At 63.3% G+C, this 19,457-nt stretch carries 17 protein-coding genes; 7 read left to right on the top strand and 10 right to left on the bottom strand.

Annotated elements, in window-relative coordinates:
• Positions 1-26: 26 nt before the first annotated feature.
• Positions 27-302: a type II toxin-antitoxin system RelE/ParE family toxin gene (locus EOB49_RS11480; protein ID WP_127330868.1), complete on the bottom strand. Its 276-nt coding sequence runs from the start codon at positions 300-302 to the stop codon at positions 27-29.
• On the bottom strand, positions 292-606 hold the full coding sequence (locus EOB49_RS11475; RefSeq protein ID WP_127381037.1) for a hypothetical protein: 315 nt from the start codon (positions 604-606) through the stop codon (positions 292-294). Before EOB49_RS11475 ends, EOB49_RS11480 begins: the two co-directional genes overlap by 11 nt.
• 142 nt (positions 607-748) lie before the next feature.
• Between EOB49_RS11475 and mscL the strand changes: the two genes are divergently transcribed.
• Together mscL and EOB49_RS11465 are read left to right on the top strand one after the other, a co-directional pair.
• On the top strand, positions 749-1,171 hold the full coding sequence (mscL, locus tag EOB49_RS11470; protein ID WP_027038576.1) for a large conductance mechanosensitive channel protein MscL: 423 nt from the start codon (positions 749-751) through the stop codon (positions 1,169-1,171).
• 112 nt (positions 1,172-1,283) lie between these two features.
• The gene (locus tag EOB49_RS11465; RefSeq protein ID WP_127381036.1) at positions 1,284-2,450 is read left to right on the top strand and encodes a pyridoxal phosphate-dependent aminotransferase; all 1,167 of its coding nucleotides are present in this window, start codon (positions 1,284-1,286) and stop codon (positions 2,448-2,450) included.
• 334 nt (positions 2,451-2,784) lie between these two features.
• Here EOB49_RS11465 and hemA read toward each other — a convergent pair whose 3' ends face one another.
• Positions 2,785-4,062, bottom strand: coding sequence for a 5-aminolevulinate synthase (gene hemA, locus EOB49_RS11460; RefSeq protein WP_127381051.1), 1,278 nt, complete (start codon positions 4,060-4,062; stop codon positions 2,785-2,787).
• A 267-nt stretch (positions 4,063-4,329) separates the two neighbouring features.
• Between hemA and galE the strand changes: the two genes are divergently transcribed.
• From galE to EOB49_RS11445, 3 genes are all read left to right on the top strand, one after another.
• A complete protein-coding gene (gene galE / locus EOB49_RS11455) occupies positions 4,330-5,325 on the top strand; it encodes a UDP-glucose 4-epimerase GalE (protein ID WP_127381035.1) in 996 nt (331 codons plus the stop codon).
• A 105-nt stretch (positions 5,326-5,430) separates the two neighbouring features.
• A complete protein-coding gene (locus EOB49_RS11450) occupies positions 5,431-6,681 on the top strand; it encodes a D-amino acid dehydrogenase (protein ID WP_127381034.1) in 1,251 nt (416 codons plus the stop codon).
• Between the two features lie 2 nt (positions 6,682-6,683).
• Entirely contained in the window at positions 6,684-8,510 is a 1,827-nt protein-coding gene (locus tag EOB49_RS11445; RefSeq protein ID WP_127381033.1) for an alanine racemase, read from the top strand.
• Here the strand turns inward: EOB49_RS11445 and EOB49_RS11440 are convergent, their stop codons facing one another.
• The 7 genes from EOB49_RS11440 to EOB49_RS11410 all read right to left on the bottom strand — a co-directional run bounded on the left by EOB49_RS11440 (position 8,511) and on the right by EOB49_RS11410 (position 15,650).
• A complete protein-coding gene (locus EOB49_RS11440; RefSeq protein WP_127381032.1) occupies positions 8,511-9,887 on the bottom strand; it encodes an FGGY-family carbohydrate kinase in 1,377 nt (458 codons plus the stop codon).
• Positions 9,884-10,201 carry an L-rhamnose mutarotase gene (rhaM, locus tag EOB49_RS11435; RefSeq protein ID WP_127330852.1) on the bottom strand — a complete coding sequence of 106 codons (318 nt, stop codon included), beginning with the start codon at positions 10,199-10,201 and terminating at the stop codon, positions 9,884-9,886. The genes EOB49_RS11440 and rhaM overlap by 4 nt, the downstream gene beginning before the upstream one ends.
• On the bottom strand, positions 10,201-11,196 hold the full coding sequence (locus EOB49_RS11430; protein ID WP_127381031.1) for an ABC transporter permease: 996 nt from the start codon (positions 11,194-11,196) through the stop codon (positions 10,201-10,203). The genes rhaM and EOB49_RS11430 overlap by 1 nt, the downstream gene beginning before the upstream one ends.
• Positions 11,193-12,167 (bottom strand): ABC transporter permease, encoded by a 975-nt coding sequence (locus EOB49_RS11425; protein WP_127269352.1) that lies wholly within the window; start codon positions 12,165-12,167, stop codon positions 11,193-11,195. Before EOB49_RS11425 ends, EOB49_RS11430 begins: the two co-directional genes overlap by 4 nt.
• Positions 12,164-13,705, bottom strand: a complete 1,542-nt coding sequence (locus EOB49_RS11420) for a sugar ABC transporter ATP-binding protein (protein WP_127381030.1) — start codon at positions 13,703-13,705, stop codon at positions 12,164-12,166. The genes EOB49_RS11425 and EOB49_RS11420 overlap by 4 nt, the downstream gene beginning before the upstream one ends.
• A gap of 84 nt (positions 13,706-13,789) precedes the next feature.
• Positions 13,790-14,785, bottom strand: a complete 996-nt coding sequence (gene rhaS / locus EOB49_RS11415) for a rhamnose ABC transporter substrate-binding protein (RefSeq protein WP_013533599.1) — start codon at positions 14,783-14,785, stop codon at positions 13,790-13,792.
• Between the two features lie 55 nt (positions 14,786-14,840).
• Positions 14,841-15,650, bottom strand: coding sequence for a DeoR/GlpR family DNA-binding transcription regulator (locus tag EOB49_RS11410; RefSeq protein ID WP_127381029.1), 810 nt, complete (start codon positions 15,648-15,650; stop codon positions 14,841-14,843).
• A gap of 186 nt (positions 15,651-15,836) precedes the next feature.
• Here EOB49_RS11410 and EOB49_RS11405 point away from each other — a divergent pair, with 186 nt between their 5' ends.
• Together EOB49_RS11405 and rhaI are read left to right on the top strand one after the other, a co-directional pair.
• Complete coding sequence (locus EOB49_RS11405; protein WP_127381028.1) at positions 15,837-17,939, top strand: bifunctional rhamnulose-1-phosphate aldolase/short-chain dehydrogenase; 2,103 nt, start codon at positions 15,837-15,839, stop codon at positions 17,937-17,939.
• A gap of 97 nt (positions 17,940-18,036) precedes the next feature.
• Positions 18,037-19,329, top strand: a complete 1,293-nt coding sequence (gene rhaI / locus EOB49_RS11400) for an L-rhamnose catabolism isomerase (RefSeq protein ID WP_164781647.1) — start codon at positions 18,037-18,039, stop codon at positions 19,327-19,329.
• Positions 19,330-19,457: the final 128 nt, after the last annotated feature.

Raw genomic sequence — 19,457 nt, 5'->3', positions numbered from 1 at the left:
AGGCCGGCGCGTCGGTGTCGATGTCGTTATGGTGAAGATCGCCGCTGGGCGCCGTGGAAGATGCGGCCGACAATGATCTCCTCCGAACCCATACGATAGAGGATGATGTGCTTGCCATGGACGAACTGATGGGTCCTGCCTTCATAGAGCCTGCCCATATTCGGGTAATCGCCGAGCAATTCAAACACCGCGTCGAGTTCACGCAGATACTTTTCGGCCTGAGTGTGGCCGAAGTTTTCGAAGATGTGTCGGTAAATGTCTTTCAGATCGCGTTCGGCGCGATGCGTTATCCTATGGCGCATGCGGGAATTCGGCACGCGCTTCCCGAATAATGTCGTCGATAGACTTGTCGCTGACGGGGCTCTCAAAACCTTCGTCGATGGCCGCCTGAATCGCTTTCCGCTTCTCATCGGGCGAAAGTGCGTCGAACCAAGCGCGCTGCTCCTTTGTCGGAGCCGCCCACGGGTAAACGTCAATGCTGATGGTTTCGAGCATGTTCATGAGAATATTATAGGCGAAATCGCCTATGATTGCCAGAAATTCAACGCTGCTCCTGCCGAACCGTGGGTCTCGAACAACTGAACCGGAGTCGGTCTTGGCGAGCAACCTAGCCGGCTCCCGGTAAGGAGAAACCGGTTGCTTTCTCCTTTTTGCCGATGTTGCGTCAGGAGGTTTTTGTTATGTTGTCTCAGGTCGATGTCGCAAGGACGGAAACGGCAGCTCGGCCAGTCACGACAAGGAGGGTCGAATGCTGAAAGAATTCCAGGAATTCATTTCCAAGGGTAATGTGATGGACCTTGCGGTCGGCGTCATCATCGGCGCGGCCTTCGGCAAGATCGTCGATTCCCTTGTCAACGACATCATCATGCCGATCGTAGGTGCGATTTTCGGCGGATTGGACTTCAACAACTATTTCTTCGGATTGTCCTCAGCCGTCAACGCGACCTCGTTGGCCGATGCCAAGAAGCAGGGCGCGGTCTTTGCCTATGGCAGCTTCATCACCGTGGCGCTGAACTTCCTCATCCTCGCTTTCATCATCTTCCTGATGGTCAAGGCGGTGAACAACATGCGCAAGCGGCTTGAGCGCGAGAAACCCGCTGCACCGGCCGCTCCGCCGCCCGCCGACGTCGCGCTGCTCACTGAAATTCGCGATCTGCTCGCCAGGCGCTGACCACGGGCGGCATTTGCTGGACCAAAACCCCGGTCGTTCGCGGCCGGGGTTTTCTGTTTTCGCATCTGGTAAGGACCGCTGACGAAAACCGCAGACCAAAACGGACCCGCCAATGACCCTGATCGACAGTTTGCGCACCGAGGCCCGTGCGGCACCCGAAAGCGGCATTGTCGCCGTCGTCAATTACGGCCGCCTGCGCGAAGGCATGATTCCGCTCTGGGCCGGCGAGGGCGACCTGCCGACGCCAGCCTTCATCACCGATGCCGCGTCGAAGGCGCTGGCCGGTGGCGAGACATTCTACACCTGGCAAAGGGGCATCCCCGATCTCAGGCAGGCGCTCTCCCGCTACTATGCCAGGCATTTCGGCAAGACCTTCCCGGAGGAAGAATTCATCGTCACCGGCTCCGGCATGCATGCCATCCAGCTGGCGCTCGATGCGCTCGCCGGCGCGGGCGACGAGGTGGTTTATCTGTCGCCGGCCTGGCCGAATTTCGATGCCGCGGCAGCGATAGCGGGAGCCGTTCCGGTCGCGGTGACGCTCGATCATTCCGGCAATGGCTGGTCCTGCGACGTCGAGAAGCTCGCGGCTTCGATCACGCCGCGCACAAAGGCGCTGTTCATCAACACGCCGTCGAATCCGACCGGCTGGACCGCCGATCATGAGACCTTGCAGGCCATCCTCGATCTGGCGCGCGCGAAAAATCTGTGGATCATCGCCGACGAGATCTATTCGCTTTTCCACTATGGCCACGGCCGCGCGCCGTCCTTCCTCGACATCGCGTCGGCGGAAGACCGCATCCTGTACGTCAACTCCTTCTCCAAGAACTGGGCGATGACCGGCTGGCGCGTCGGCTGGATCAAGACGCATCCGAGCTTGCAGCAGGTGTTCGAGAACCTGATCCAGTATTCGAACTCCGGCGTCGCCCAGTTCATGCAGCGCGGCGCGGCCGCCGCCCTTGACGGGGGCGATGCCTTCGTTGCCGAACAGGTGGAGCGGGCGCGCAAGGCGCGCGACCTTGTCTGCGGCATTCTCGGCGCCACCGGCCGCGCCCGGTTTACGGTGCCGCAGGGCGCGTTCTATCTGTTTTTCACTGTCGACGGCATCACCGATTCACGCACCGCTGCCTTCGACATTGTCGACAAGGCCAATGTCGGCCTGGCGCCAGGCACCGCTTTCGGCCCCGGCGGCGAGGCGTTTTTGCGGTTGTGTTTCCACCGCCGCCTCGACCAGGTCGAGGAAGCGGCGCACCGGCTGGCGAAGTGGATGAAGGCAGTTTGAGGATTGGGCTGGACAGGAAAGCCGCGCGTTTGAAGATTCTGGACCGCCTCACTCTTCGGCCGCAGTAACGGCATGGATCCTAGGGTCTGCGCCGCGTCGCTTCGCTCCTTGCTCCGCCCTAGGACGACGAAGAGAAAGATGCCTCGGCCAACCTCGAAGGTCGGCCATTGCTACGATGCCAGACTCCAACTCTGTGACTAGCCAGAAGCCCCCACGCTTCGTCATCCTAGGGCGTAGCAGTCGCGAAGCGACGTCGCGGAGACCTAGGATCCATGCCGTGACGTCGGAGCGTCGCGGCGTTGGAAGCAATCGACAGGCGCAACCAGCAACGGCTTCAGCCGCCTGACTTGGGGACCAGCAGGGGAATGATGCGGTCGCTTTTGGCCACCGAAGGCCGCCCGGCGGAGCCATAGGGGATGCCGAGCGCATCCCAGGTCTCGACCAGCGCATCCTGCAATTCGGCGATCAGTGCATCGGAGTGGAACGGCGTTGGCGTGATGCGCAGCCGCTCGGTGCCGCGCGGCACGGTCGGGTAGTTGATCGGCTGGATGTAGATGCCGTGCACGCCGAGCAGGCGGTCGCTGGCCATCTTGCAGGCCTCGGGATCGCCGACCAGCAGCGGCACGATGTGGGTCGGCGAGTCCATCACCGGCAGGCCGGCGGCCGACAGGATCTGCTTGGTTCGGCTCGCCTGCTGCTGCTGGGCGTCGCGCTCGGCCTGCGAGCGCTTGAGATGGCGGATCGACGCGGTCGCGGCAGCCGCGATCGCCGGCGGCAGTGCCGTGGTGAAGATGAAGCCCGGCGCATAGGAACGCACGGCGTCGATCACGGCGCTGGTGCCGGTGATGTAGCCGCCCAGCGTGCCGAACGCCTTGGCCAAGGTGCCTTCGATGATGTCGATGCGGTCGGCCAGGCCTTCGCGCTCGGTGATGCCGCCGCCGCGCGGCCCGTACATGCCGACGGCATGGACCTCGTCGATATAGGTCATGGCGTTGTAGCGCTCGGCGAGCTCGACGATCTCTCTGATCGGCGCGATGTCGCCATCCATCGAATAGACGCTTTCGAAGACGATCAGCTTGGCGCGTTCGCGCCCCGCCGTCTGCAAAAGGCTTTCCAGATGCGCCACGTCGTTGTGGCGGAAGATCTTCTTCTCGGCGCCGGAACGCCGCACGCCTTCGATCATCGAGGCGTGGTTCAATTCGTCCGAGATGATCAGGCAGTTGGGCAAAAGCTTCGCGATGGTCGAGATCGAGGCTTCGTTGGAGACGAAACCGGAGGTGAAGACCAGTGCCGCTTCCTTGTCGTGCAGGTCGGCAAGCTCCACCTCGAGCTCGACCAGCGGGTTCGACGTGCCGGAAATGTTGCGGGTGCCGCCGGCGCCCGAACCCATCTTGCCAGCGGTATTCTGGAACGCGGCGATGACGTCGGGATGCTGGCCCATGCCGAGATAGTCGTTGGAGCACCAGACGGTGATTTCCTCGGCGCGGCCATTGGAACGCCAGATGGCGCGCGGGAACTTGCCCGCGATCCGCTCCAGGTCGGCGAAAACGCGGTAGCGACGCTCGGCATGGAGCTGGTCGATCGCTTCCTCGAAGAACCGCTGATAGTTCATATAGGCTTCCCAATTTTTGCGCGGGATCATAATCATTGGCCTGATGGTCGTCCACCTGGCCTTTTTGGTCAAAATGCCACGCCCCGGACCTGTTCCTAACGATCACGGATCGTGGCCTATTCCCTTGATGTGGATCAACTTTGTTTCAGGACGATGCCACTAGCCGGCGATGCCGGTTACCACGGTTTCAATGGTTATGCGGCGGGCTTTCCAGTAGAGCGGGGGTTGAGACAGTTTCCGATAAATCTTGGATAAGCGAGGACGCGGATGACGGTTTTGGTTACAGGCGGTGCCGGTTATATCGGCAGCCACATGGTCTGGGAGTTGCTTGATGCCGGCGAGGGCGTGGTCGTCCTCGATCGCCTTTCCACCGGTTTCGAATGGGCGGTGGCGCCGGAGGCGAAGCTGGTCGTCGGCGACGTTGCCGACCGGGAATTGGTCGGCTCGGTCATCAGGGAGAACAAGGTCGACGCGATCATTCATTTCGCCGGCTCGATCGTGGTTCCGGAATCGGTCGCCGACCCGCTCAGCTACTACGAGAACAACACCTCGAAGACGCGCACGCTGATCGAAACCGCGGTGCGCGAAGGCGTGCCCAATTTCATTTTTTCATCGCCCGCCGCCGTCTATGGCGGGGCCGGGCTGGAGCCGGTGCGCGAGGCCGCCCGCCTGTCGCCGGAATCGCCCTATGGCCTGTCCAAGCTGATGAGTGAGTGGATGCTGCGCGACGCGTCGATCGCGCATGGCCTGCGCTATACCGCGCTGCGCTACTTCAACGTCGCCGGCGCCGACCCGAAGGGCCGCACCGGCCAGTCGACGCCGGGCGCAACCCATCTGATCAAGGTCGCCTGCGAGACGGCACTTGGCAAGCGGCCGTTCATGCAGGTGTTCGGCACCGATTATCCGACGCCGGACGGCACCTGCATGCGCGACTACATCCATGTCAGCGACCTGGCGGCGGCGCATCGCCTGGCCTTGCAGCGGCTGCGTGCCGGGGGACAAAGCCTCGTCGCCAATTGCGGCTACAGCCATGGCTACTCGGTGCTCGAGGTCATCGACAGCGTGCGCCGCGCCTTCGGCCATGATTTCGAGGTGAAGATGGGCGATCGCCGTCCCGGCGACGCCGCGGCGGTGGTCGCCAATTCGGATCTCGCCCGCGCCGAGCTCGGCTGGACCCCGCAACGCGACGATCTCGACCAGATCGTCGCCGACGCGCTCGCCTGGGAACGCATCCTGACCGGCAAGAACTCCGCGCGCGGCTGAGCCGGGTTCTCCCAAGGGCTCGCAAGGCGGGCAGCGAAGCGCTATTGAAGGCGTTCGCGGCAAGGTGCGGAGGCGCCGCGCCGCGAGGAGCTCTTGGGGGATGGCATGAAAATAACGGTGCTCGGGGCCGGTGTCGTCGGTACGGCGGCCGCCTATTATCTGGCCAGCGACGGCCATGAGGTGACAGTGATCGAGCGCCATCCGGCGGCGGCACAAGGCACCAGCCAGTCCAATGCCGGCCTGGTGTCACCGGGTGACGCCACCGCCTGGGCCTCGCCGGCGGCTTTGAAGACTTTCCTGCGCGGGCTCTACAACCATGATCTCGGCATCAAGGTCAGGCTGCGCCTCGATCCCTATTTCCTCGCCTGGAGCCTGCGTTTCCTGCGCCAGTGCACGGTGGCGCGCCTGCGCGCCAACACCGACGTCAAGCTCAGGCTCGCGCTCTATTCGCGCGACTGCATCAATGCGCTTTCGGAAGCGACCGGCATCCACTACGACGAGCGCAAGAAGGGCATCCTCTATTTCTTCCGCTCGCAAAAGAGCCTCGACACCGGTACCGACAATTACCGTTATCTTGCCAGGAACGGCCTGCCGATCGAAATCGTCGGCCGCGACCGGCTGGTCGAACTGGAACCAGGCCTTGCCGGCGTCAAGGACAAGATTGCCGGGGGCGTCTATTCGCCAACCGACCAGACCGGAGATTCCAAGCAGTTTGTCGACAGGCTGGCCGCCTATGCTGCCGAGAAGCTCGGCGTCAAATTCCTGTTCGGCACGACAGTCGAAGGCCTCGACATCGAGGGCGATCATGTGCGCGCGGTGATGACGTCGGCCGGCCCGGTCGCCGGCGATGCCGTGGTCATCTCGATGGGACCGGAGAGCGGCCTGCTCGGGCGCCGTTACGGCATCGACCTGCCTGTCTATCCGGTAAAGGGCTATACCGCGACGATTCCCCTGGAGGACGAAAGCAAGGGACCGACCATGGGCGGCGCCGACGAGGACCGGCTGATCGGCTATTCCAGGCTGGGCAACCGCTTGCGAATGTCCTCGACGGCCGAATTCACCGGCTTCGACCGAACTTTCAAGCCCGCCGATTTCAAGACGATCATCAGCACCGGCAAGGATCTTTTCCCGGGTGCCTTCGACGAGAAGAAGGCTGTGTTCTGGGCGGGTCTGCGGCCGATGATGCCCAACTCGGTGCCGGTCATCGGCCAGGCTCGCTACAAGAATCTCTATCTCGACACCGGCCACGGCCATGTCGGCTGGACCATGGCCTGCGGCTCCGGCAAATTCCTTGCCGACCTCGTCGCCGGCCGCAAGCCGGAGATCGACCCGCAGGGGCTGGTCTACGGGAGCTAGCGATGTCGGGACCGCAAGTCGCCATCGACCTTGGCCGCATCGAGCGCAATGCGCGCACCATCGTCGAGCGCTGCGCGCTGTCGGGCATCAAAGTGTTCGGCGTCACCAAGGGCACTTGCGGCATGCCGCAAGTGGCGCGCGCCATGTTGCGCGGCGGTGTCGCCGGCATCGCCGAATCGCGTTTCGAGAACATCCGCCGGCTTCGCGACAGCGGCATCAACGCGCCGATCATGCTGTTGCGCAGCCCGCCGATGGCGCGGGTCGAGGAGGTGGTGCGCACCGTCGACATCAGCCTGCAGTCGGAACTCGCCACCATCCGCGAGATATCGCGCATCGCCGAGCGCATGGGCCGCATCCACGACATCATGCTGATGATTGATCTCGGGGATCTCCGAGAGGGCATCTGGCCGAACGACCTGATCCCGACCGTCGAGCAGATACTGCAGTTCAAGGGCGTTCGCATTGCCGGCATCGGCACCAATCTCGGCTGTTTCGGCGCCATCATGCCGACGCCGGAAAATCTCGGCCAACTCGTCGCCCATGCCTACAAGACCGAGCGCCTGTCCGGCAGAAGCCTCGACGTGATCTCCGGCGGCGCCTCGTCGTCGCTGCCGCTGCTGCTCGAAGGCAGGTTGCCGGCCGGCATCAACAATCTGCGGGTCGGCGAGGCGATCCTGCAGGGTGGTGTCGAGACGTTCCGCGACACGCCGTGGGCGGAGCTCGAACCCGATGCCTGCCGGCTGACCAGCGACATCATCGAGGTCAAGCTCAAGCCGTCACGACCGATCGGCCAATCGGGCTACGACGCCTTCGGCAACCAGCCGGTCTTCCCCGACGAAGGCGACAGGCTGCGCGCCATCGCCAATATCGGCCGTGAGGATGTGCTGGTCGAGGGACTGACGCCGATCGCCAGGGGGATAAGGGTGCTCGGCGCCTCCAGCGACCATCTGCTTTTGGATGTCGCCGATGCCGACCCGAGGCCCTCCGTCGGCGACCGCGTCGCCTTCCGCATGAGCTATGGCGCCATGCTTTTGGCGATGACCTCGGAATATGTCGAGAAGGCCCCGATGCACGACGTCGAGGATTTTTCCGGCCGCAAGATGGTGCAGATCACGGCCGGGCAGGGGGCCGCCGGCATCATGGCCCGGGAAAGCACCGGCGCCCGGCTGGAAGCGATGAACTTCGACGTGGTGGAACTCGCCGATGTCGAGCGGCCGCCATCGGGGCTGGTCCGGCTGATTGCCGGCGTCGATCGTCGCACCGCCCACAAGGCGCTGACCGCGACGGCGCGCGCGACGCATTCTTTCGGCCTGATCTGGATCGATTCCATCGCCGCCCTGATGCCAGAGGACGAGGAGGGCATCGACCTGCCGGAATGTTCGGTCCTGGCGCGATCGCTCGGGCTCGATCACAAGGCCGGCGCGCTGCAGCCGCAGCTGTCGCCGGAAAATGTCGTCATCGTCGGCCTGCGCCACGCCGATCCGGCCGAGGCGCGGGTGCTGAAGGATTCGCGGGTGTCGGCTTTCACCATGACCGACATCGACGCCATGGGCATGCGCGACCTGATGCATGAAGCGATCCGCATCGCCACCTCAGGCACGCAAGGCTTTCATGTCAGCTATTCGCCCACCGCAACCGAATTCGCAGGCTGGGCGGCGGGCTCCGGCGGGCTGACCGTGCGCGAAACACACCAGGCGATGGAGGCGATCGCGCTCTCCGGTGGCTTGCTGTCGATGGATGTCTCGGGCCTGACGGCGGATCTGGAGCCGCGGATCGGCACCGACGCGGTCAACTTCGTCATGTCGGCTTTCGGCAAACGGATTCTCTGATCAGCCCTGCGCTTCGACTGCCCCCCGCCATGCGCTGACATAGTCGGCCCAGGCCGGGTCTACAGGCGGTTCTATTCTTTCGCCCTTGCCGTGCGTCGCCGGCCGATCGGATGCCAGCAGCGCGGCGCCGATGCTGGTGCCGGTGGCGGCCTCGGACGCAACAACGGCGCGCGCCGTGGCTGCCGCCAGCATGCCGACAAAGAGCCGGTTGCGGGCAAAGGGGCCTTCGACCGTGGTCGGGCCGTCCGCGCCGATCAACTCGAGGCAGGTTGCCGTCATCAATGCCAGGTAGAACGAGATGGCGGCAAAGCGCTGGCCGCTGTTCAGGCCGTCGGCGTTGACCCATGCCGCGGCATGGTGCGGGAATGGCCCCGAGCCTTGCTGTGTCGACGGCAGCAGCAGCATTTTTCGCGCCAGCACGGCGCCGACATCACCCTCGGTCCACTGCTCCGGCTGATCCTTTGTCAGCACGGAAAACTCGCGGCCGCCCATGAAGCGCGCCGAGGGAACGGGATCGCCGATTGCGTTGACATTGACCAGCGTGTCGCGCGCGGCATCCAGCGCAATCTGTTTGCCGCCGACCGCCATCGACACCACCCAGGTGCCGGTCGAGACGACGGAGAAAGGCGGTTTGTCGGAGAGAAGATGCGGCAGCAGCGAGGCGTTGGAATCATGCAGGCCGCAGAACACCGGCGTTTGCGGATCCAGTCCGGTTCGCATCGCAACACTGGGCAGGATCGGGCCGAGGCGATCGCTGGCCGGCCGCACCGGCGCCATCAGCCCGCGCCATTCCAGCCTGTCGACCAATGATGAAAAATCCGCCGTCCAAGGGTTCCACAGATCGGTGTGGCAGCCGAGCGAAGTCACCTCGTCGGCGGCGACACCGGTCAGGCGCAACGCCCAGTATTGCGGATACATCAGCATCGCGGCGGCCCTGGCGAATTCCGCCGGGAAGCTTTTCTGCTGCCAGAAGAATTGTGCTCCGAGATTGAGGCCGAGCGGCAGGCGCGGCGTGCCGGTCTCGGCGAAAGGGGGGCGGATCGCGTCATAATCCGGTGCCAGTCTATCAGGGCCATCGAACTCATAGTCGAGCACAGGCAGCACCAGTTCACCCGCCGCGTCGACCAGCACGCCGGTCGCGCCATGGGTGGTGATCGAAATGGCGTCGATGCGCTGTTCGCGGTTGAGACCGGCAAGGCTTTCGAGGATGAATGCCCACAAGGCCTCGACATCGTGATGCGGGTAGGGCGCCTGTCGCACCGGCGCATTGGACATGCGGCGCAGCGCCACCTCGCTCAACGTCGCGAGGTCGACCAGCGCCACCTTGGCGTTGGTCTTGCCGATGTCGATGACGGCGATGTGGCGCATCGCACTCATGCCATGTGGAACACGGTTTCCAACGGCACGGCCACCGGCTCGTTGTCCGGCCTGGTTTCCATGATGTCGGCCATTTCAGCCCACCAGCGCTGCATCACCGGATATCCGGGCAATTCGTCCATGCCGTGGTCGTCACGCCGCCACAGAACACCGAACAGGATATTGGTCTCCTCGTCGAGATGGATGGAATAATCGGAGACGCCGGCCTGCTTCAGCAGCGCGACGAGTGACGGCCAGATCTCGTCGTGGCGCTTCTTGTACTCGGCCTTCATGCCGGGCTTCAGCTTCATTTTGAACGCGTATTTCTGCGGCATCAGCGCCCTCCGCGCAATCGCCGCCAGACGATCGGCAAGGCGATGACGATGATCAGCAGCAGACCTATAAAGATCGACATGACGATGCCGGGCACATTGAGCAGGCCGAGCCCGAAAGTCACCAGTCCCATGATGAAGGCTGCGAGCACGACCCCAACAATGCTGCCGGCGCCGCCGAGGATACTGACGCCGCCGAGCACCACCATGGTGATGACTTCCAACTCGTAGCCCTGCGCGATCGATGGCCGCGTCGAACCGAGCCGCGAGGTGATCAGCACCGAGGCGATGCCCGACATCAGGCCGGTCAGGCAGAACAGGATGAACTTGGTGCGACCGACGCGCACGCCGGAAAACTGCGCAGCTATCGGATTGTTGCCGATGGCGAAGACGCGTCGGCCGAAACTCGTACGGTGCAGCAAGAACGAGTAGACGACGGCCGCAATGAGGAAGAGCACCAGCTCGAACGACACCACCCACCAGACATAGCCCTGGCCGAAGAAGGCGAAGCTTGCGGGATAACCCTTATAGGCCTGATCGCCGAGGATGATGAAGGCGATGCCGCGAAACAGGCTCATCGTGCCGATGGTGACGACGATCGACGGCAGGCCGAGCCTTGTCACCAGCAGACCGTTGAAGGCGCCGCAGCCGAGCCCGACGACGATGCCGATCGCCACCAGCACCGGCGTGCCTGCGCCGGCCTGCACCGCCATGCCCATCATCGTCGACGCCAGCGCAATAATGGCGGCCACCGACAGATCGATCTCGCCCGAGATGATCAGCAGCGCCATGGCGAAGGCGATCAGGCCTTTCTCGGTGAAATTGAAGGTCAGATCGGACAGCGAATACGGGTCGAGGAAATAGGGCGAGGCGAAGCTGTTGATGGCGAAGATGGCGACGGCCACCACGACCAGCAGCGCTTCCCAGGAAAAGATCGCCGAACGAAGCGGCTTGTCGAGCCGGTCGGGAATGCGGCGCGGAGCAGGGATGTCGGTCACGCCTCCACCTTTCTGAGGATGATGCGGCCTTGCTGGCGTTCGCCGCGCGCGTTGAGCACGACGGCCAGGATGATGGCGCTGCCCGAAATCGCCATCTGCCAGAAGGGCGAGATGTTGATGACCGGCAGCGCGTTGGAGATGATGCCCAGGAACAGTGCGCCGAGCACCGCGCCGCCGACCGATCCGATGCCGCCGGCGATCGAGATGCCGCCGATGACGCAGGCGGCGATGATGTTGAGCTCATAGCCATTGGCGACCTCGACCGACGCGATCACATAGCGCGAGATCCAGAGATAGCCTGACAGGCCGCCGATCATGCCGGAGATGCAGAAGACGATGAACTTGGTGCGGCCGACATCGATGCCGGCATAGACGGAAGCCGTCGGGTTTACGCCGATGGCATAGATCGAGCGGCCGAGCGCGGTGCGCGTCATCAGGACGAAGAACAGCGCAATGACCAGGATGGCGATCCACGACAGCACCGGAATGCCGAGGAAGGCGGCGCGCTGAAAGCCGATGAAGTCCGGGCTCATTTTGTCGGCATTGACCCAGGCGCCGCCGGACAGGACGAAGGTGGCGCCGCGATAGATGGTCAGCGTGCCCAATGTCACCACGATCGAGGGAATGTTCAGCCGCCAGACCAGCAGGCCGTTGATGGCGCCGAGCACCAGACCGACGGCCAGCGCAATGACGATCAGCAGCGGGATCGGGATCGCCGGATGTGCTGCGTTCAGCATCGCCACCACCATGCCGGTGAAGCAGAGATTGGACGCCATCGACAGATCGATCGACCGGGTCAGGATGACCACCATCTGGCCGAGCGCCAGGATCATCAGGATCGAGGTGTCGTTGAACACCTGACGCAGATTGCCGGGGTCGGCAAAGGCCGGGAAACGCGTCGAGATCAGCCCGATCAGCACGACGATGGCCGCCAACAGCCAGATTTCACGGTATTTGAGGAAAGCCTTCATGCCGCGATCCCCGCTGCCGTCCGAACCAGCGTCTCGGCGTCCAACCCCTTATTGTCGTAGACCGCCGCGACGAGCCCCTCGCGCATGACCACGACCCGGTCGGACATGCCGAGGATTTCGGGCAGTTCGGAGGACACCATGATCACCGACAGGCCTTGCGCCACCAACTCGGCCATGAAGCCGTGCACGGCGGCCTTCGAGCCGATGTCGATGCCCTTGGTCGGCTCGTCCAGGATGATCACCTTGGGCGACGTCGCCAGCCATTTGGCGATGACGATCTTCTGCTGGTTGCCGCCCGATAGCGTGCCGACGTCCTGGCTGAGCGAGGAGGCCCTGAGGTCGAGCCGCTCGGTGTAGGAGCGGGCCAGATCGAACTCCTCCGACAGCCGCAGCAGGCCGGACTTCGATGTGCGCTTGAGTGAAGGCAGCGAGACGTTCTGGAAGATCGGCAGGCCGATCACCACGCCTTGCTTGCCGCGTTCTTCGGGCACGTAGACGATCCCGGCACCGATCGAATCCGCTGCCGATTTCGGCGCGAGCGTCTTGCCTTCCAGCGTGATCGTGCCGGCTGAGGTGCGGGTGATGCCCGATATCGCCTGCATCACCTCGCTGCGGCCGGCGCCGACCAGGCCGTAGAAGCCGAGGATCTCGCCCTTGTGCAGTTCGAAGCCGATGTCGTTGAATTCGGTCGGATGCGACAGGCCGGATACGGAGAGCACCGGCGCGCCGATCTCGGCCTTGCGCTGCGGGAAGATGTGATCGACCGCGCGGCCGACCATCAGGCGCACGATCTGGCTCTGGCCGGCATCCTTGATCAGGCCTTCGCCGACCATCTCGCCATCGCGGAACACCGTGTAGCGGTCGGCGATACGGTAGATCTCGTCGAACTTGTGGCTGATGAACAGGATCGCCTTGCCATCGCTCTTGAGGAACTCGATCAGCAAAAAGAGCTCCTCGATCTCCTTCATCGAAAGCGCGGCTGTCGGCTCGTCCATGATGACGATCTGCGCGTCAATCGACATGGCGCGCGCGACGGCGACCAGATGCTTGTTGGCGATGCCGAGGTCCTTCAGGCGCGCATCGGCGTCGATGTGGCCGGCATGCATGGTGTCAAGCACTTCGCGCGCGTTCTTGCGCATCGTGCGCCAGTCGATGGTGCGCAATCGCGTGCGCGGCGCATGGCCGAGAAAGATGTTTTCTGCGACCGACAAATCGTCGAACAGCACGGTTTCCTGGTGGATGGCGGTGACGCCGTGCCCGAAGGCGGCATGCGCGCTCGGCATGGTGACGGCCTGGCCGTCGATGCTGATCGTACCCTCATCGGGCTGGTAGATGCCGGTCATGATCTTGACCAGCGTCGACTTGCCGGCGCCGTTTTCGCCGATCAGCGCCGTCACCTGCCCGGGGTAGAGAGACAGGCTGACATTGTGCAGCGCGCGCACGCCGGGAAAGCTCTTGGAGATGCCGGACAGCGTCAGGCGTGGAGCCGGGGCCGGAGGCCGCTCCTTCACCGCGCCGTGTTGGGCTGTCGTGTCCATAATCGTATCAAGCCCTGAAACAAGGTTCGTTTAAAGTCGCGGCGGGACGTGAGCCCCGCCGCGTCAGCTCGAGAGGACTCCAGATCAATAGATCTTGGAGAACTTTTCGATGTTCGACTTGTCGAACTGGAAGGGCGGAGCCATCGCAGCCGAGTTGGTGTCGTCGAGCGTGACCTTGCCGACGCGGCCGATCGACAGCGTGGCGCCGGGCTTCGCCTCTTCCTTCTTCACCGCCAGATCATGGGCGAGGTAGACGGCCGAGTAGCCGAGGTCGATCGGGTTCCACAGCGCAACCGCCTGGCTGGAACCGTTGTCGATGAACTTCTTGAACTCCGACGGCAGCGCGAGGCCGGTGACATTGACCTTGCCGATCAGGTTCTCGTCGGTGACGACCTGGGCGGCGGCGACGACGCCGACGGTGGTCGGCGCGATGATCGCCTTGAGGTTCGGATAGGACTTCAACAGGCCCTTGGCTTCGTCGGTGCTCTTGGCCGAATCGTCATCGCCGTAGACGGTGGCGACGAGTTTGATCTTGGGGAACTTCTCCGGCAGGATTTTCTTGGCCGCGTCGATCCAGGCGTTCTGGTTGGTGGCGGTCGAGGAGGCCGACAGGATGGCGACCTCGCCGCCTTCCGGCAGGTGGTCGGCGGCAAGCTTGATGATGGTCTCACCGATCAGGCCGGTATCGGACGGGTTGAGGTGAAGCTGGCGGCCTTCCTTAGCGACGCCCGAATCCCACGAGATGACGGTGATGCCGCGTTCCATGGCCTTCTTCAGCACCGGCACCAAGGCGTCGGCGTCATTGGCCGAAATGGCGATGGCGTTGACCTTCTGCGCGATCAGCGAATTGACCACTTCGATCTGCGCTTCGGCGGTCGCCTTGGTCGGGCCGGTGTAGATGATGTCGACATCGCCGAGTTCCTTGGCCGCCTCTTCGGCGCCCTTGTTGGCGGCATCGAAGAAGCCGTTGCCGAGCGATTTCACCACCAGTGCGATCTTGACGTTTTCGGCATAGGCGGCATTCACGAACATGGCGGCTGAAAAGGCCGCCGTTACCATCAATTTCTTCAAGAAGCTCATCGAATTTCCTCCCTTGAGCGTTGCATTCCATCGTCGCTGCGAGCGCGAGTTGGCCTCAGGCCTGCAGTGAAGATTCTTCCTTGTTGGTTGCCGATGTGCGGGCGACGACCAGCGTCACGCCGGCGGTCTCCAGCATCTTGGCTTCGCGATCCTCTACTCCGTCATCGGTGATGACGGTGGCGATGCGCGACAGGCCACACAGGATCAGGCTGGAGCGTTTGCGGAATTTCGAGGAATCGACCAGCACCACCAACTCGTCGGCCTGGTCGATCAGTTTCTGCTCCGCCTGGATCAAAAGCGGATCGCCCTCCATCAGGCCGAGCGGCCCCAGCCCCTGCGCGCCCATGAACATGCGGCGCGCATAGAAATTGCGCGTCACGTCATTGTCGAAAGGCGACAGGATGATGTTCTGCTCGCGATAAATGGTGCCGCCCGACAGCATCACCGTGTTCTTGGAGTGCTTGAGCAGGTGCTCGGCGATCGGGAACGAATTGGTGAAGATCGGCATGCGGCGGCCGGTTAGGAAATGCACCATCTGGAACGTGGTGGTGCCGCCATTGATGATGATTGGTTCGCCGTCCTTGCACAGCTCTACCGCTTCACGCGCGATCGCCCGCTTCTGCGAGGCGTTGATCGTTTCGTTGACGGAAAAGGGCCGGCCGGCCAGCCCGATGAACTGCGGCGGCGAGATTGCCTCGGCGCCGCCGCGCACGCGGCGCAGGCGCTTCTGAACGTGGAGAGCCGCGATATCGCGCCGGATCGTCGCCTCGGAGGACTCCGTCAGGTCGACCATCTCCTGCACCGTCACCACAGGCTTTTCCTGGACGGCGGACAGAATGATCCTGTGGCGCTCTTTTTCGTGCATGGTTCCTCCCTGCCTGAGCATCTAGGCACCCAAAACGCGCAGTGTCAATCATTTCCGATCATATAATTTCATTGTGCAGTGCAGTATGATCGATATTGATCCTTTGTGATTGACAAGCCGACCGCTTCCGTGGAAATTCGGGGCCAAATGGCCGCGCCTTTTGCGTGCCTTTCGGGAGGATTGCATATGCTTGACAAGCGCACCGGCGCGCGCCTCGCCAATCTGTGGGACGAGGCCAAGGCTCACGCTATGAGCGGGCCGGAACTTCTGGTCTACCGCTCGAACGCACTTGGTTCCGACAAGCGCGTCACCAACTATGGGGGCGGCAACACGTCGTCGAAGATCTGGCAGAGAGACCCGCTCACCGGCGAGGATGTCGAAGTGCTTTGGGTCAAGGGCTCGGGCGGCGACAGCGCCTCGATCAAGCTGGACGGCTTTGCCACGCTCTACATGGACAAGCTGCGCGCGCTCAAAGGCCTCTATCGTGGCGTCGAGCACGAAGATGAAATGGTCGGCTTCCTGCCCCACTGCACCTTCAACCTCAATCCGCGCGCGGCCTCTATCGACACGCCGTTGCATGCCTACGTGCCGAAGCCTTTTGTCGACCACATGCATCCCGATGCCATCATCGCCATTGCCGCCGCGAAGGATTCGAAGGCGCTGACCAAAGAAATCTTCGGCGACGCCATCGGCTGGTTGCCGTGGAAGCGTCCGGGGTTCGAGCTTGGCCTGTGGCTGGAGAAATTCTGCCTCGAACACCCGGCCGCCAAGGGTGTCATCCTGGAAAGCCACGGCCTGTTCACCTGGGGCGACACCCCCAGGGAATGCTACGAGACGACGATCTCGGTGATCAACCAGGCGATCGAATGGTTCGAGCGCCGCTCCGAGGGTGTCGCTATCTTCGGCGGTGAAGTGGTCAAGGCACTCGACGCCACCGAGCGCCGTGCCATCGCGGCCAAACTGATGCCGAGGATTCGGGGCCTGATCTCGGAAAAGAGCCACAAAACAGGCCATTTCGATGATTCCGCCGCCGTGCTCGAATTCGTCAATTCCAGGGATCTGCGCCCGCTGGCGGCACTTGGCACCTCGTGCCCCGACCATTTCCTGCGCACCAAGATCCGCCCGCTGGTCATCGAATTCGATCCAGCCAAGCCCGATGTCGATGCGGTGATCGCGCGGCTTGCCGACGACATCGCAGCCTATCGCGTCGGCTACCAGGCCTACTACGACAGCTGCAAGCATCCGGATTCGCCCGCCATCCGCGATCCCAATGCCGTGGTCTACCTGATGCCCGGCGTCGGTATGTTCACCTTCGCCGGCGACAAGGCGACGGCGCGCATTTCGGGCGAATTCTATGTCAATGCCATCAACGTGATGCGCGGCGCCTCCACCGTCTCGTCCTATGTCGGCCTGCCTGCACAGGAAGCCTTCGACATCGAATACTGGCTGCTCGAGGATCTGAAGCTGCAGCGTATGCCGAAGGCGAAGTCGCTTGCCGGCCAGATCGCCCTGGTCACGGGTGGCGCCGGCGGCATCGGCCGCGCCACCGCCAACCGGCTGCTGCGCGAAGGCGCCTGCGTGGTGCTGGCCGACATCGACGAGGCAGCGCTGGCCAGCGCCAATGACGAACTGGCGAAAGTCTACGGCAAGGATTTCGTCCGCCCGGTGCTGATCAACGTCACCTCGGAGGACCAGGTCATTTCGGGCTTTGCCGAGACCGCGGTCGAGTTCGGCGGCATCGACATTCTGGTGTCGAATGCAGGGCTGGCCTCCTCGGCGCCGATCGAGGAGACGACGCTGGCGCTGTGGAACAAGAACATGGACATCCTGTCCACCGGCTATTTCCTGGTCTCGCGGGAAGCGTTCCGGCTGTTCCGCGCGCAGAAGATTGGTGGCAACGTCGTCTTCGTCGCCTCCAAGAACGGCCTTGCCGCATCGCCCAACGCTGCCGCCTATTGCACCGCCAAGGCCGCCGAGATCCACCTCGCCCGCTGCCTGGCACTGGAAGGCGCGGAGGCGCAGATCAGGGTCAATGTCGTCAACCCAGACGCGGTGCTTCGCGGCTCGAAGATCTGGACCGGGGAGTGGAAGGAACAGCGCGCCGCCGCCTACAAGATGTCGACCGACGATCTGGAGGAGCATTATCGCTCGCGTTCGATGCTGAAGCGCTCGGTCTTCCCGGAAGACATCGCAGAGGCGATCTATTTCCTGGCGTCCGACATGTCGGCCAAGTCGACCGGCAACATCATCAATGTCGACGCGGGCAACGCCCAGAGCTTTACGCGCTAGCCGCTTCGCCCTTCTCCCCGTCACTATACGGGGAGAAGGTGCCGGCAGGCGGATGAGGGGCAGCGCTGCCCGAACATATTTTGGGAGGAACCAGCACTTGTCCGAATCCATCATCTCCGCCGACCTCGTCGACAAGGACAACGGCGCGCGCAAGCCCAACCTCGAGCGCGACTACGCCTCGCTCGGCGAGCGGCTCGACCGTCGCGGCATCGCCATCGACGCCATCCGTGACAAGGTCGAGAAATTCGCGGTGGCGATCCCGTCCTGGGGCGTCGGCACCGGCGGCACGCGCTTTGCCCGCTTTCCCGGCGCCGGCGAGCCGCGCGACATCTTCGACAAGATCGAGGACTGCGCCGTCATCCAGCAATTGACGCAAGCGACGCCCACCGTCTCCCTGCACATTCCGTGGGACAAGGCCGACCCGAACCGGCTGAAACAGGCGGCTTCGCGCTTTGGCCTCGGCTTCGACGCCATGAACTCCAACACTTTTTCCGACGCGAAGGACCAGGCGCTTTCCTACAAATTCGGCTCGCTGTCGCATGCCGATGCCGGCACGCGCCGGCAAGCGGTCGAGCACAATCTCGAATGTATCGAGATCGGCAAGACGCTCGGCTCCAAGGCCCTGACGGTGTGGATCGGCGACGGTTCGAACTTCCCGGGCCAGGTCAATTTCGCCAAGGCGTTCGAGCGCTATCTCGACGCCATGAAAGAGGTTTACGCCGGACTGCCCGCCGGCTGGAAGCTGTTCAGCGAGCACAAGATGTACGAGCCGGCCTTCTATTCCACCGTCGTGCAGGACTGGGGCACCAACTACATGATCGCCAGGGAATTGGGCGACAAGGCGTTCTGTCTCGTCGACCTCGGCCACCATGCCCCCAACGTCAACATCGAGATGATCGTCTCGCGGCTGATCCAGTTCAAGAAGCTCGGCGGCTTCCATTTCAACGATTCGAAGTATGGCGACGATGATCTCGATGCCGGTTCGATCGACCCCTACCGGCTGTTCCTCGTCTTCAACGAACTGGTCGATGCCGAACTGTCCGGCACCGAGGGTTTCGATCCGGCGCACATGCTCGACCAGAGTCACAACGTCACCGATCCGATCGAAAGCCTGATGCTGTCGGCGGTCGAGGTGCAGCGCGCCTATGCGCAGGCGCTGCTCGTCGATCGCAAGGCGCTGGAAGGTTTTCAGGACAGTAATGACGCGCTGATGGCGACGCAGACGCTGAAAGCCGCCTACCGCACCGATGTCGAGCCGATCCTCGCCATGGCGCGGCTGAAGACCGGCGGCGCCATTGATCCGGTCGCCGCCTATCGAGCGGCGGGCTATCGGGCGAAAGTCGCGGCCGAACGTCCCGCGGTCGCCGGTGGCTCGGGCGGCATTGTCTGAGGCCGAGCCGGCCCCCTCATCCGGCCGCTTTGCGGCCACCGCCCTCCGGGCGTTCGTTGTTCGAAAAGCCAAGCAGTTGGCTTTTGGCCCGCTGCGCGGACCACGCCTCACCCCCGCTGGGGAGAAGA

The sequence above is a fragment of the Mesorhizobium sp. M7A.F.Ca.MR.148.00.0.0 genome (assembly GCF_003997735.1).
GTDB lineage: Bacteria > Pseudomonadota > Alphaproteobacteria > Rhizobiales > Rhizobiaceae > Mesorhizobium.
Note: the sequence above shows the minus strand (reverse complement) of the source record. Positions and strands in the feature narration are given on the sequence as shown.